The following is a 12,001-nucleotide window of genomic DNA, read 5'->3' on the forward strand; positions in this document are numbered from 1 at the left end:
GATTTTCCTTCTTTTATCTAACTTGCAATGTTTTCTCTAAAGAATCTTTGGGGTCAGTAGGTGTGACCCTCGTCGGTTTCGGTGTCCTCGCCGTGGGGGGAATCTTCGTCCTCGTTCGAGCCAAAACCGGAGTCGTCCGACTTAGTTTCAAGGGCTTGCGGAGCGGAATGTCCCTCCGAATCCGACGACTCCACAGCTGTCTGCACACCAGCATCCGAGTCATTGACTGTCCCGAAGTTCGGATTCTCCACTTTGGCGATGGCTCGGATATCCCACAGGGTTTCCTCGCCGGTCAGATTCGACAAGGTAATGACTTCCCCGCTGACTTCGACGACTTTACCGAAGAACCCGGAAGTGGTACGCACCCAGGTTCCCGGAGTCATCATCTGTTCCATACTCTTGCGCTGTTCCTCCATCTGAGACGCGCGTTTCTGACCGGAGCGGCGCATAAAGACAATCATCAACAGGAACGCGAGACCTAGTATCCCCCAGGTAATGATGGGATTTTGGGCGTTGGTGGCAGCATTTTGAAATGGCAGCACAGATAAACCTTCCTTAAATAGGCGACCGTCCAAGTCTAAAGCCTGCGGGTTAAAAACGGAAAATATACCCACTAAAACAAGGCATTCTCGGCCGGCGGGGTGACCCCGAGGTGCTCGCAGCCTTTCGGGGTGATGGCGCGTCCGCGGTTGGTACGCACCAGAAGTCCCTCTCGAACTAGGAATGGTTCCACGACTTCTTCAATCGTCTCCGGTTCCTCCCCGACCGACACCGCAAGGGTGTGCAACCCGACCGGCCCACCGGCAAACCTCTCTATTACCGCCCGCAAAACACTGCGGTCCAAGCGGTCCAAGCCGAGTTCGTCGACTTCAAAGAGTTCCAATGCACGGCGCGCCGACTCCAGGTCACAGCGAGGATGGTCGTGGACCAGGGCAAAGTCGATGACTCGACGCAGCAAACGGTTTGCCACCCGGGGGGTACCGCGGGAGCGACTGGCGATTTCGCCGGCCGCGTCCTCGGTAATTTCAGCACCCAGCAAACTGGCCGAACGTTTCACGATGAGAGCCAAATCGGGGGGCTGGTAGGGTTCCAGATGCGCGGTAAAACCGAAACGGTCACGCAGCGGGGCAGGCAGTAGACCCGCCCGAGTCGTGGCTCCGACCAGCGTAAAGGGCGGCAGAGTTAGAGGAATCGAAGTTGCTCCCGGGCCCTTGCCCACCACGACGTCGACCCGGAAATCTTCCATCGCCAGGTAAAGCATTTCTTCGGCGGGACGCGCCAACCGGTGAATCTCGTCGATAAACAACACGTCGCCCTCTTGCAGGGAGGACAGTATTGCCGCTAAATCCCCGGCGTGACCGATAGCTGGCCCGGAAGTCAGGCGCAGCGAAGACGACATTTCCGCGGCGATAATCATCGCCAAAGTCGTCTTACCCAGCCCGGGAGGACCCGCTAACAGAACATGGTCAGCGGCCTCGCCGCGTTCTTTGGCAGCCGAAAGAACCAGCTGCAACTGGGTCTTGACGGTTTCCTGACCGATAAAATCGCTGAGTGTTTTCGGTCGCAAAGCCGCTTCCGCAGCACGTTCCGCATCGGGAGCGGAGGAATCGACCAACCGCTGTTCGTAGGAAAAATCTGTATCTTCAGCCACGTTTACTCCCCAGGTACTTCAAAGCTTCCCGCAACGCGGTTGGGGCGTCGCTGGCCTGCACCGCGCTGACGGCTTCAGCCGCTAAGCCTTGACTGTAGCCTAGATTGCTCAGTGCTTCGACGACTGTGGAGGTATTGAATCCGGATGCCGTCCCCGCGGGCGCCGCCACGCCGGGAACGCCGCCGAGCTTGTCCCCGATTTCCAGAATCATCCGTTCGGCAGATTTCTTGCCCACTCCGGGAATACTTTGCAAGGTGGCCACGTCACTGTTAGCTACCGCCGCCGCCAAAGCCTCGGGGCTCAAAACTGACAGGGCGGCCAGACCGAGCTTGGGACCTATCCCCTTTACCTGCATCAAAGTCGCGAAAGTATCACGTTCCGAGGCGGTGGCGAATCCATAGAGGGTGAGGGAGTCTTCGCGAACCACCAGGTAGGTTTGCACTGTGGCGACCGTTTCGGGAACCAAAGCGGCCAGAGTATTGGGGGTGGCAAAAAATTCCAGTCCCAGTCCCCCCGCCAGCACCGTGGCGCGGTCGAGCTTCTTAGAGACGACTTCCCCTTTAATTATCGAAATCACTGGTTGTCCTCGCGGTTATAAATTCGAACACTTGTACTATAGCGGTTTCTGCTGCCGCCGCGGATCCACCGCGCCGGAACGTCGAGTTTTTGCTTCCGCTTCCGCCCACAAGCGTTGGGCGGCGGTCAAGTGGGTTCCGGCCGGAGTTTTCACTTTTCCGCTCAGACTGACGCTAAAGTCTCCGTCTGACCCGGCACCGAGAATCCCCGTGCCGCGCCAAGCTTGGGTGATGGCAATGGCCAACGCGTCCGCCGCGTCGGCGGGTTTCGGAGGTTTATCCAACCGCAGGATCCGCGCCACCATGGCTTGCACCTGCGCTTTCGAGGCACTTCCGTTGCCGCTCACAGCCGCTTTCACCTCCGAAGGAGTGTGCACCGCCACGGGCAGACCCTGGCGGGCAGCCTCGACCATCGCGATGCCCATAGCCTGCATAGTGGTAGCCACGGATTGACGATTTTCTTTCGCGAAAGGACGCTCCAAAGCGACAATGTCCGGCTGAAACCGGGTGATAGCCTCCGCTATGCCTTGCGAAATTTTCAACAGCCGAAACTGAGTAGCGGTGTTCGGGTCGCTGCGCACGACGTCCACATAAACCAAGGTACACTGCCGACTCGTGTCAAAGTCAACGACCCCGATACCACACCTGGTGATACCGGGGTCGATGCCCAAAACTCTCATGAAGTTGTTTACTCTTCAGCTTCGTATTGCGCGATGACGTCGTCGGAGGCGTCGCCGTTCATAAACACGTTCTGAACGTCGTCGCTGTCGTCAAGGGCGTCAAACAGGCGCATGACCTTGCGATAGGCCTCTAAATCAAGGTCGACCTTAACCGAGGGAACGAACTGGGATTCGGCCGAATCGTAGTCAATCCCCGCGTCTTGCAAAGCGGTGCGCACCGCCACCAAGTCCGCCGGTTCGGTCTCGATAATAAAGAGTTCACCGGCATCTTCCACGTCATCGGCACCGGCGGCCAGTACCGCGTCAAGAATCTTGTCCTCGTCCAAGCCGTCAACTTTGGCAACTTCGATGACTCCACGGCGGGCAAACTGGTAGGACACCGAGCCGGAATCTGCCATGTTGCCGCCGTTACGGCTAAAGATGGTACGCACTTCGGAAACAGCGCGATTCTTGTTATCGGTCAGGCATTCCACGATAAAGCCCACCCCGCTGGGGCCGTAACCTTCATAAGTGATGGACTGCCAGTCGGCACCGCCCGATTCAGCGCCGGAACCGCGCTTCACCGCGCGATCGATGTTATCCGCGGGAACGGAGGATTTCTTAGCTTTCTGAATCGCGTCAAAAAGGGTCGGATTGCCGGCAGGATCGCCTCCGCCGGTACGCGCCGCCACTTCGATGTTCTTAATCAGGCGTGCAAACAGCTTGCCGCGCTTGGCGTCGATGGCGGCTTTCTTATGTTTTGTGGTGGCCCATTTTGAGTGACCCGACATTGATGTATCTCCTTAAACTTCTCGCCTATAACGAAGACATTTTAATAAAACATTCCTCGAATCGTCTAACTGAGGTTACCGCAAATCCGACTCAATTCCCGAACCTCAATCGTGACAAATCCAAATTTCGCCCCCCGAGCGGAACTTTCTCAGCATTCCACAACGTTGACCGCCAGTCCCCCAGTGGCGGTTTCTTTGTATTTCGAGCTCATATCCAAGCCGGTTTCGTACATAGTTTCGATGACTTCGTCAAAGCTGACCCGATGTGTTCCGTCTCCCCACAGGCTCATCCGGGCGGCGTTGATGGCGTGAACTGCGGCGATGGCATTGCGCTCGATACAGGGCACCTGCACCAGTCCCCCGATAGGATCGCAGGTCAGGCCCAGATTATGCTCCATCGCGATTTCAGCCGCGTTTTCAATCTGATGGGGACTGCCCCCCAGAGCCGCCGCCAAACCTCCCGCAGCCATCGCCGCCGCGGATCCGACTTCGCCTTGGCAGCCGACTTCCGCCCCGGCCACGGAAGCGTTCGTTTTAATGATTCCGCCCACAGCTCCGGCTACCGTCAGGTAGTCCCGTTGTGCCGGGCCGCATTTCGTTTCCACTTCGGGACAAAACCACTGCAGATAGCGTCCCACCGCGGCCACGATACCCGCCGAGCCGTTCGTGGGGGCTCGCACCACCATTCCGCCAGCCGCGTTTTCCTCGTTCACCGACAGCGCCCACAGGTTCACCCAATCCATCGCCCGCATGGGATCTTGGGCGAAACTACGCCAAATGGCGGGAGTTCCGGGCTTGCCGTCACGAGCTCGCAAGTGAGTGAACAGCCGGTGGGCTCGGCGCGGCACGGACAACCCGCCCGGCAGGATGGTTTCCTTGTTCGCGCAGCCGTTATCGATGCATTTGTTCATCATCTTGCGCAAATTGTCCAGCCCGTGTCCCAACTCTGCACGGGTCATGCGGCTTAACTCGTTGGCACGCACCAGGTCGCCGAGGGATTTGCCCTCGCTTTGCGCCAGTTGCAGAAGGTCGTCCATAGAGTTGTACGGGTAAGGCACGGTAGTTGCGGCGGTACTTTCATCCAGCGAGGTCAGCTCCCCGGGTTCCCCGAAATCTGCCTCGTCACGGGTGACGAAACCTCCGCCAATCGAGTAGTAGCGTTTCGAAAAGGTGACCTGGGTGTCGTCGTAGGCTCGAATCACCAAAGAATTCGCGTGGAACGGGGCTATTGTCTGCGGTCGAAAAAGCAAATCCCGTTCAAAACAGAAAGGAACCGTCAACCCGCCCGGCAAGACTAGTGACCCCTCGGGAGTCACCGCAGCTAACAGACGTGCCACCACTCCAGGTTGGACCGTAGCCGGAACGAAGCCGGAGAGCCCACACAGCACTGCGCCATCGCTGAGGTGGCCGCGGCCGGTGGCACCCAAAGAACCCTGGAGCTCAATCTCTAAACGCTGGAAAGGCTGCCCGGAATCAAGCAACAGCGCCGCGAAATCCGCACCGGCCCGCATCGGCCCGACGGTGTGCGAAGCGGAAGGGCCGACACCGACTTGGATAACATCAAACACGGAAAGCGAGGAAGCGAGCATAAACATCAATTTTAGCCCGAAACCTGCCCCGGGGATAGCACCACTCGGTCGATTGCTAATCTGGCGACGTCAGGCGCACGCCTCTATCGCCAGTCAGACTGATGAACTACGTTCAGAAATACGTCGTGACTATGAACCGCAAGTTCTGGTCTTTGGCCGGGCACCAAACGTTTAACCGGATCAGTGGCGTTTCCCGACGGTACCTTCGCTGATTTCTGGGCAGGTCCCGTCCCAGCCTCGCACCCATCCGCGAGCCAGGGAAACCAAATCCAGCGGGTAAACCACTGCCCCGCCAGCTATTTCACGCTGTAAAGCGTCGACGTCCCACCATTTCAGTTCATCTAAAACTTCCCGTTCAACCGCGGTGAACCCGTCACGCACAAACACGGGCGACCCGGGAAGCCCTGTGAGAAAGAAAAGTTCGTCCTGACGGCAGGTCAAGGCGTGAAAGTCGAAGGTGGCGTGACGGCGCAGCACCGGTCCAACCAGCGCATCTGGACTGAGGCGGTAGCCCGTTTCTTCAAAGAACTCCCGCACGGCTCCGTCTCGCGGGTCCTCCCCCGCTTCCAGACCGCCCCCGACGGTAAACCACCACCAGTGCTCGAAGTCTGAAAAGTCATGTCCGCGCAGCAACAGCAGTTCATCGTGGCTGTTGAAAGCCACGACTCGCGCCGCTTGGCGATGATAATAGCCGGCCTCGTCCCGGGGCCATTCCCGCAGAAAATAGTCGTCAATAGAGGTTTCGGTGTCGTTGTCGGGCCTAGTGCTCGGCGCAGTTTCGCCGTGCCCGCCGGAGTGAAAAACCTCGTCCATGACCTGTTCCCTCGCCCTTTCGGTGTCGTCTCAGTTGGCTTGGGCTTTCACAAGGTCCAGGAAGTAGCGGTGTACGCGCAGGTCGTCGGTGACTTCGGGATGGAATGACGTCGCTAGCAAGGGGCCTTGGCGCACCGCCACCACCCGCGGAGCCGAGTTTGGGGTCTGCTGCCAAGTCGAGAGCACTTCCACCCCCGCTCCGACCGATTCCACCCAGGGGGCGCGAATGAACACAGCTGGGAGGGGCTGGTCACCACCAAAAGAACCGGGGTCGACGAAGCTTTGCGCCGAATCGACTTGCCGGCCAAACGCGTTACGCCGCACGACCACGTCCAATCCCCCCAGAGTTTCTTGGCCGTCTATCCCGTCAACAATGTGGTCCGCCAGCATAATCATGCCCGCGCAGCTACCATAAATGGCTTTTCCGCTGTGGACGAAGGCTTTCAACGGGTCGAATAAATCGAAGGCGCGCGCCAACTTGTACATGGTGGTCGATTCCCCGCCGGGAATAATCAAACCATCCAAATCCTGCAGGTGGGAGGGAACTTTTACCTCCACCGGTACGGCTCCCAGCGCGTGCAAAGCCCGCACGTGCTCAACCACCGAACCTTGCAGAGCTAAGACGCCCACGCGCCATTGATTTTGCTCCAAAGTCATCCTTTTCTCTGGTGTTTCGGCAAAACTCAGCGATACCGAGGATTACCAGCCGCGCTGAGCCAAGCGCGCGTCGTCAGGAATATCGTGAACGTTGATGCCGACCATGGCTTCGCCCAAGGAACGGGATACCTCAGCGACGACTTCCGGTTCGTTGTAGCGAGCTGTGGCCTTGACAATCGCCGCCGCGCGCTTCGCCGGATCACCTGACTTAAAGATGCCGGAACCCACGAACACGCCTTCGGAACCCAGCTGCATCATCAACGCTGCGTCAGCAGGAGTGGCGATACCGCCCGCGGTAAACAGCACGACCGGCAGCTTCCCGGTTTCCGCAACCTCTTTGACCAGCGGATAGGGAGCCTGCAATTCCTTGGCGGCGTCAAACAGTTCATCGGGACGCATGGTGGTCAGGCGGTTGATTTGCGAAGTCATGGTGCGCATATGGGTTACCGCATTGGACACGTCCCCGGTACCGGCTTCGCCCTTGGAACGAATCATGGCCGCGCCCTCACTGATACGGCGCAAAGCCTCACCGAGGTTAGTGGCTCCGCACACGAAAGGCACGGTGAAATCCCACTTGTTGATGTGATGCTTGTAGTCGGCCGGGGTCAAAACTTCGGACTCATCGATGTAGTCCACCCCCAGGCTCTGCAACACCTGAGCTTCCGCAAAATGGCCAATCCGGGCTTTTGCCATCACGGGAATAGACACCGCGTTGATGATGCCGTCAATCAGATCAGGGTCGCTCATCCGCGCGACGCCGCCTTCGGCGCGAATATCCGCCGGAACACGCTCCAAAGCCATCACCGCCACGGCACCGGCATCTTGGGCAATCTTGGCCTGCTCCGCGTTGACGACATCCATAATGACACCGCCCTTGAGCATTTGAGCCATGCCCCGCTTCACCAAATCAGTCCCGGTTCCTTGCGCCAGTTGATCAGACATTTTGCCTTCTTTCCTTGTTCAAATTCTGGTTACGATTTCTCAGTCGTCCCTATTTTAGCGATTACTGCACGATATCGGCGAAACCGGCCGACACCACTTGTGCCAAATCCTGAGGATTGACCACAATTTGCCGACCACGCAACCCTGCCGAAACATAGAACTTATCGTGCAAAACGGCGGTTTCTTCGATGACGGTGGGGAACAATTTTTTCATCCCCAACGGGGAGCATCCCCCGCGGATGTACCCCGTCACGTCCCGCAGTGTCCGCCAGTTGATGAGCTGGACATGTTTCACGCCGAAATGCGCGGCCGTCTTTTTCAAATCCAGCTCAGCATCGGCAGGAACGACCGCGACGTAGTGTCCGCCCTGCCCGTCCTCCAGCACCAGGGTCTTGTAGATGAGTTCGGCGGAGATCCCCAAGACTTCGGCGGTATGCAGTGCACCGATATCCCCGTCCGTCGGGTAGCTTGAGGTTTCATAGGCTACCCCGGCGCCGTCCAGCAGTCGCATCGCGTTGGTCTTGGTGGTTTTCATCGTGATTGAGCTACAGTTTCTCAAGTCCCGTAGCGGGAGATTTCAGATTTCGCGCGGCTGCCAGTCGCCGAACGCCTCAGCCAGGACCTGGCGAGTCTGGCCCAACAGTTCCGGGACAGCTTTCGTGCGCGCCACGATGGGAAAGAAATTCGCGTCCCCCGCCCAGCGCGGCACGATGTGTTGATGCAGGTGTCCCGCGATTCCGGCACCCGCGACCGCGCCCTGATTCATCCCCAGGTTAAAGCCTTGCGGCGCTTTGACCTGGCGAATGACCTCCATCGTATGCGCGGTCAGCTCACCGAATTCGATGCGTTCAGCAAAGTCCAAATCGGTGTAGTCAGGAACGTGACGGTAAGGCAAAACCAGAACATGGCCGGGATTGTAGGGAAACAGGTTCATCACCACGAAGCAAGTCTTGCCCCGATACACAATCAGGTTCTGTTCGTCATCACCTTTCGGGCCCTCGCAAAACGGGCACGCTTTCACGTCACGATGTGGCCCATCGTCGATGTACACCATCCGATGAGGGGTCCACAAGCGCTCCAGCCCGTCAGTTTGCGCACCGAAGTTTTCGCTTGATTCCGCGGGTAAGTCAGTCATGTTAATCGTTCCTGCGGCTGCGGATGGCCTCCAGGATTTCCGCTATCGCCTGGTCAATCGGGACACCGTTCTTTTGCTCGCCACCGCGGTACCTAAAGGACACTGCGTTCGCCTGGGCGTCCTCCCCGCCGGCAATGAGGGTGAAAGGAATCTTGTCCTTGGCGGCGTTGCGGATCTTCTTGCCGAAGCGATCGTCTGTCTCATCGACTTCGACTCGCACATTTTCCGCCCGCAGCCGGTTCGCAATGTCGTCGCAGTAGTCGTTGAACGCCTCTGCCACCGGCACCAAACGTACCTGCACCGGCGCCAGCCAAGCCGGGAACGCTCCGGCGTAGTGTTCGGTGAGCACCCCAAAGAAGCGCTCGATAGAACCGAACAAAGCGCGGTGAATCATGACGGGACGCTGCCGGGTGCCATCGGCTGCGGTGTATTCCAAATCGAAACGCTCGGGCAGGTTGAAGTCCAGCTGAATGGTCGACATCTGCCAGGTCCGCCCAATCGCGTCGCGAGCTTGCACGGAAATCTTGGGACCGTAGAACGCCGCCCCTTCGGGATCCGGCACCAACTCTAAGCCCGAGGCTGTGGCGACTTCGGCCAGCGTATTGGTCGCTTCCTCCCAGATCTCGTCGGTGCCCACGAACTTGTGCGGATCTTTCGTGGACAGCTCCAGGTAAAAATCGTCCAGGCCGTAGTCCTTCAACAAATCCAGCACAAAGTTCAACAGTTTCGTCAACTCGTCTTTCATCTGTTCGCGCGTGCAATAGATGTGACTGTCGTCCTGGGTAAAGCCGCGTCCGCGGGTCAGGCCGTGAACCACACCGGATTTTTCGTAACGGTATACGGTCCCGAATTCGAACAAACGTAGCGGCAGCTCTCGATAGGAACGCGAACGGGATTTATAGATGAGATTGTGCATAGGGCAGTTCATGGGCTTCAAGTAGTAGTCGAAGCCTTCCTTCGTAACGTTGCCCTGGTCGTCGCATTCCTCGTCCACACGCATGGGCGGGAACATGCCGTCTTTGTACCATTCCAGGTGCCCTGACGTTTCAAACAGTTGCCCCTTGGTGACGTGCGGAGTGTAGACGAACGAGTACCCCTCCTCGAGGTGGCGGCGCCGAGAATAGTTTTCCATCTCCATGCGCACCATCGCGCCCTTGGGGTGGAACACGGCCAAGCCGGAACCGATTTCCTCCGGGAAACTGAACAGGTCGAGCTCATTGCCCAGCCGGCGATGGTCGCGTTTGGCGGCTTCCTCCATGCGGGTCACGTATTCTTTCAGGTCGTCTTTGGTCGCCCAAGCGGTGCCGTAGATGCGTTGCAGGGAGTCATTGGCCTGGTCGGCGCGCCAGTATGCGGCTGACACCTTCATCAGCTTAAACACCCCGTTCAGCAGTCGGGTCGAAGGTACGTGCGGGCCGCGGCACAAGTCCTTCCAGGCTACCTCACCGTTCTTGCGCACGTTGTCGTAAATCGTCAGTTCGGTGCCGCCGACTTCCACCGAAGCCCCGGCAGCAGCCTGGTCATTATCTGCATCCGTTCCTTTCAAGCCAATCAATTCCAGCTTGTAAGGCTGATCGGCAAGTTCCTGGCGACCTTCCTCTTCGGTGACGACCCGGCGCACAAACTTTTGGTCTTCTTTACAAATCCGCGCCATGTATTTTTCAATGGCTTTCAAGTCCTCCGGGGTGAAAGGCTCATCGACGCCGAAATCGTAATAAAAGCCGTTTTCAATGAAGGGGCCGATGCCGTACTTTACGTTCGGGCGAACCTGCTTGACGGCCTGGGCCATCACGTGAGTGCAGGAGTGGCGCAGAATGTTCAAGCCCATCTCGGATTCAATAGTGATGGCTTCGACTGTGTCCCCGTCGTGAAGTTCGCGATACAGGTCGCGGGCCTGACCGTTGATGAAGTAAGCAATGACTTCTTTGCGGTCGCGGTACAGGTCCTCGCCGGTGATGGTGGATTCAATTTGGGTTGCTTTCCCGTCAATAGTGACGTTGATTTCGGACACTTTGCGCCTTTCTCAGTCTGGGTTTACAGAGATAATCTTATACGCGAGAGAATTAAACGAAAAAAGATTTAGCTCCAGTCCTCTAACGACATGACCGGGAAAGACACGGAATTCGGGAATTAGACCGCGCAAATTTGCTTGCAGGCCACGCCGCAGTGCCAGCAATTTTGCTCCGCAAAATTGCGCGCCACTTCCTTGGCCTCGGATAAAGCCGCCAGCACACAACCGTCTTGCGAGCGAGCAGGGTCACAGAACCTCCTATCTGAGGAGGCAAATCGAACCGCCACACTACCTAAAAAGATCGGATTGGTGCCGGGATAACCCTGCACCAATCCGACCAATATATCCTAGGACGCTAGGCAATGCTTCCCGGCTGAAGCCAGCCTGCGCATCCGGCGCGAGAGCACCATCGCAGACGCTCCGCACAGAACCAACAGCATGACTGCGGGCAGGATGACTGCGGTGCTGCTGCCCGTATTGCTCAGCATGCCAATTATGGTTTTGGCTTTCACAGCGCCCACTTTGATATCGGTATATATCGTCTCGGAAGTGCCGTCCGGATAATCCACCCTGATTCCAACGCGATAGCTGCCGGGGGCGGCGTTTAGCGGAATATTTGCGGTAATCGAACCGTCAGCGGACACGGAAACCCAATCGGGACCTTGAACCTTGGTATAGGTCGTTCCTGCAGGAATGGGTGCGCCGTGAGAGTCCTGAGGCGAAGGAATCTTTACCGACCCACCAGCTGGGGTCGGAGACGGGTTGCGGTACCTCGGATCGTAAACCACGTCCTGTTTAGCCACGTGAATCGTGACCGTGGTGTTATCCGTCGTCCCGTCCGGATACGTGACCTTAACCGTCACCGGATAATCACCGGGAGTCGCATCGGCGGGAATATTAGCGGTAACCGCGCCCGTATTGGGATCCACCGTCGCCCAATCAGGCCCGTCGACCTTAGAATACTTAGTGCCTCCCGGCAGCGGTTTCCCGTCACTGTTCTTCGGTCCGGGAACCACGAGGGTCTTCCCCGCCTCACCAGGCTTCGGATCTGAATACTTCGGGTCATACACCTCTTTCTGCTGAGCCACGTGAATCGTGACCGTGGTGTTCTCCGTCGTCCCGTCCGGATACGTGACCTTAACCGTCACCGGATAATCGCCAGGAGCAGTACCGGCGGG

Annotated in this window: 13 protein-coding genes; all 13 read right to left on the reverse strand. The window is 57.9% G+C overall.

Annotated elements, in window-relative coordinates; all coding sequences use genetic code 11:
- Positions 1-53: 53 nt before the first annotated feature.
- Positions 54-542, reverse strand: coding sequence for a preprotein translocase subunit YajC (gene yajC, locus RDL66_RS06795; protein WP_308536084.1), 489 nt, complete (start codon positions 540-542; stop codon positions 54-56).
- 71 nt (positions 543-613) lie between these two features.
- On the reverse strand, positions 614-1,651 hold the full coding sequence (gene ruvB, locus RDL66_RS06800) for a Holliday junction branch migration DNA helicase RuvB (protein WP_299293991.1): 1,038 nt from the start codon (positions 1,649-1,651) through the stop codon (positions 614-616).
- Entirely contained in the window at positions 1,644-2,228 is a 585-nt protein-coding gene (gene ruvA, locus RDL66_RS06805; protein WP_308536086.1) for a Holliday junction branch migration protein RuvA, read from the reverse strand. Before ruvA ends, ruvB begins: the two co-directional genes overlap by 8 nt.
- Before the next feature lie 36 nt (positions 2,229-2,264).
- A complete protein-coding gene (gene ruvC / locus RDL66_RS06810; RefSeq protein WP_308536087.1) occupies positions 2,265-2,906 on the reverse strand; it encodes a crossover junction endodeoxyribonuclease RuvC in 642 nt (213 codons plus the stop codon).
- Positions 2,907-2,914: 8 nt separating this feature from the next.
- Positions 2,915-3,676: a YebC/PmpR family DNA-binding transcriptional regulator gene (locus tag RDL66_RS06815; RefSeq protein ID WP_296183013.1), complete on the reverse strand. Its 762-nt coding sequence runs from the start codon at positions 3,674-3,676 to the stop codon at positions 2,915-2,917.
- A gap of 149 nt (positions 3,677-3,825) precedes the next feature.
- Positions 3,826-5,265 (reverse strand): L-serine ammonia-lyase, encoded by a 1,440-nt coding sequence (locus RDL66_RS06820; protein ID WP_308536090.1) that lies wholly within the window; start codon positions 5,263-5,265, stop codon positions 3,826-3,828.
- 180 nt (positions 5,266-5,445) lie between these two features.
- Positions 5,446-6,078: an NUDIX domain-containing protein gene (locus tag RDL66_RS06825; RefSeq protein WP_308536092.1), complete on the reverse strand. Its 633-nt coding sequence runs from the start codon at positions 6,076-6,078 to the stop codon at positions 5,446-5,448.
- 30 nt (positions 6,079-6,108) lie between these two features.
- The gene (gene pdxT / locus RDL66_RS06830) at positions 6,109-6,735 is read right to left on the reverse strand and encodes a pyridoxal 5'-phosphate synthase glutaminase subunit PdxT (protein ID WP_308536094.1); all 627 of its coding nucleotides are present in this window, start codon (positions 6,733-6,735) and stop codon (positions 6,109-6,111) included.
- A 42-nt stretch (positions 6,736-6,777) separates the two neighbouring features.
- Positions 6,778-7,677 (reverse strand): pyridoxal 5'-phosphate synthase lyase subunit PdxS, encoded by a 900-nt coding sequence (gene pdxS / locus RDL66_RS06835; RefSeq protein WP_282921644.1) that lies wholly within the window; start codon positions 7,675-7,677, stop codon positions 6,778-6,780.
- Between the two features lie 61 nt (positions 7,678-7,738).
- Positions 7,739-8,212 carry a Cys-tRNA(Pro) deacylase gene (gene ybaK, locus RDL66_RS06840; RefSeq protein ID WP_299293972.1) on the reverse strand — a complete coding sequence of 158 codons (474 nt, stop codon included), beginning with the start codon at positions 8,210-8,212 and terminating at the stop codon, positions 7,739-7,741.
- 42 nt (positions 8,213-8,254) lie between these two features.
- Entirely contained in the window at positions 8,255-8,812 is a 558-nt protein-coding gene (locus RDL66_RS06845) for an HIT domain-containing protein (RefSeq protein ID WP_308536096.1), read from the reverse strand.
- Between the two features lies 1 nt (position 8,813).
- Entirely contained in the window at positions 8,814-10,823 is a 2,010-nt protein-coding gene (gene thrS / locus RDL66_RS06850) for a threonine--tRNA ligase (RefSeq protein ID WP_308536098.1), read from the reverse strand.
- 347 nt (positions 10,824-11,170) lie between these two features.
- The coding region (locus RDL66_RS06855; protein WP_308536100.1) for a Rib/alpha-like domain-containing protein at positions 11,171-12,001 on the reverse strand (831 nt) is incomplete at its 5' end.

The sequence above is a fragment of the uncultured Mobiluncus sp. genome, from assembly GCF_902488535.1.
Taxonomy (GTDB): domain Bacteria; phylum Actinomycetota; class Actinomycetes; order Actinomycetales; family Actinomycetaceae; genus Mobiluncus.

What these genes read in the sequence shown, in the direction of transcription:
- pdxS (WP_282921644.1), bottom strand. Translation starts at nt 7,677, where the DNA reads ATGTCTGATCAACTGGCGCAAGGAACCGGGACTGATTTGGTGAAGCGG.
- ruvC (WP_308536087.1), bottom strand. Translation starts at nt 2,906, where the DNA reads ATGAGAGTTTTGGGCATCGACCCCGGTATCACCAGGTGTGGTATCGGG.
- RDL66_RS06845 (WP_308536096.1), bottom strand. Translation starts at nt 8,812, where the DNA reads ATGACTGACTTACCCGCGGAATCAAGCGAAAACTTCGGTGCGCAAACT.
- RDL66_RS06825 (WP_308536092.1), bottom strand. Translation starts at nt 6,078, where the DNA reads ATGGACGAGGTTTTTCACTCCGGCGGGCACGGCGAAACTGCGCCGAGC.
- pdxT (WP_308536094.1), bottom strand. Translation starts at nt 6,735, where the DNA reads ATGACTTTGGAGCAAAATCAATGGCGCGTGGGCGTCTTAGCTCTGCAA.
- RDL66_RS06815 (WP_296183013.1), bottom strand. Translation starts at nt 3,676, where the DNA reads ATGTCGGGTCACTCAAAATGGGCCACCACAAAACATAAGAAAGCCGCC.
- ybaK (WP_299293972.1), bottom strand. Translation starts at nt 8,212, where the DNA reads ATGAAAACCACCAAGACCAACGCGATGCGACTGCTGGACGGCGCCGGG.
- RDL66_RS06820 (WP_308536090.1), bottom strand. Translation starts at nt 5,265, where the DNA reads ATGCTCGCTTCCTCGCTTTCCGTGTTTGATGTTATCCAAGTCGGTGTC.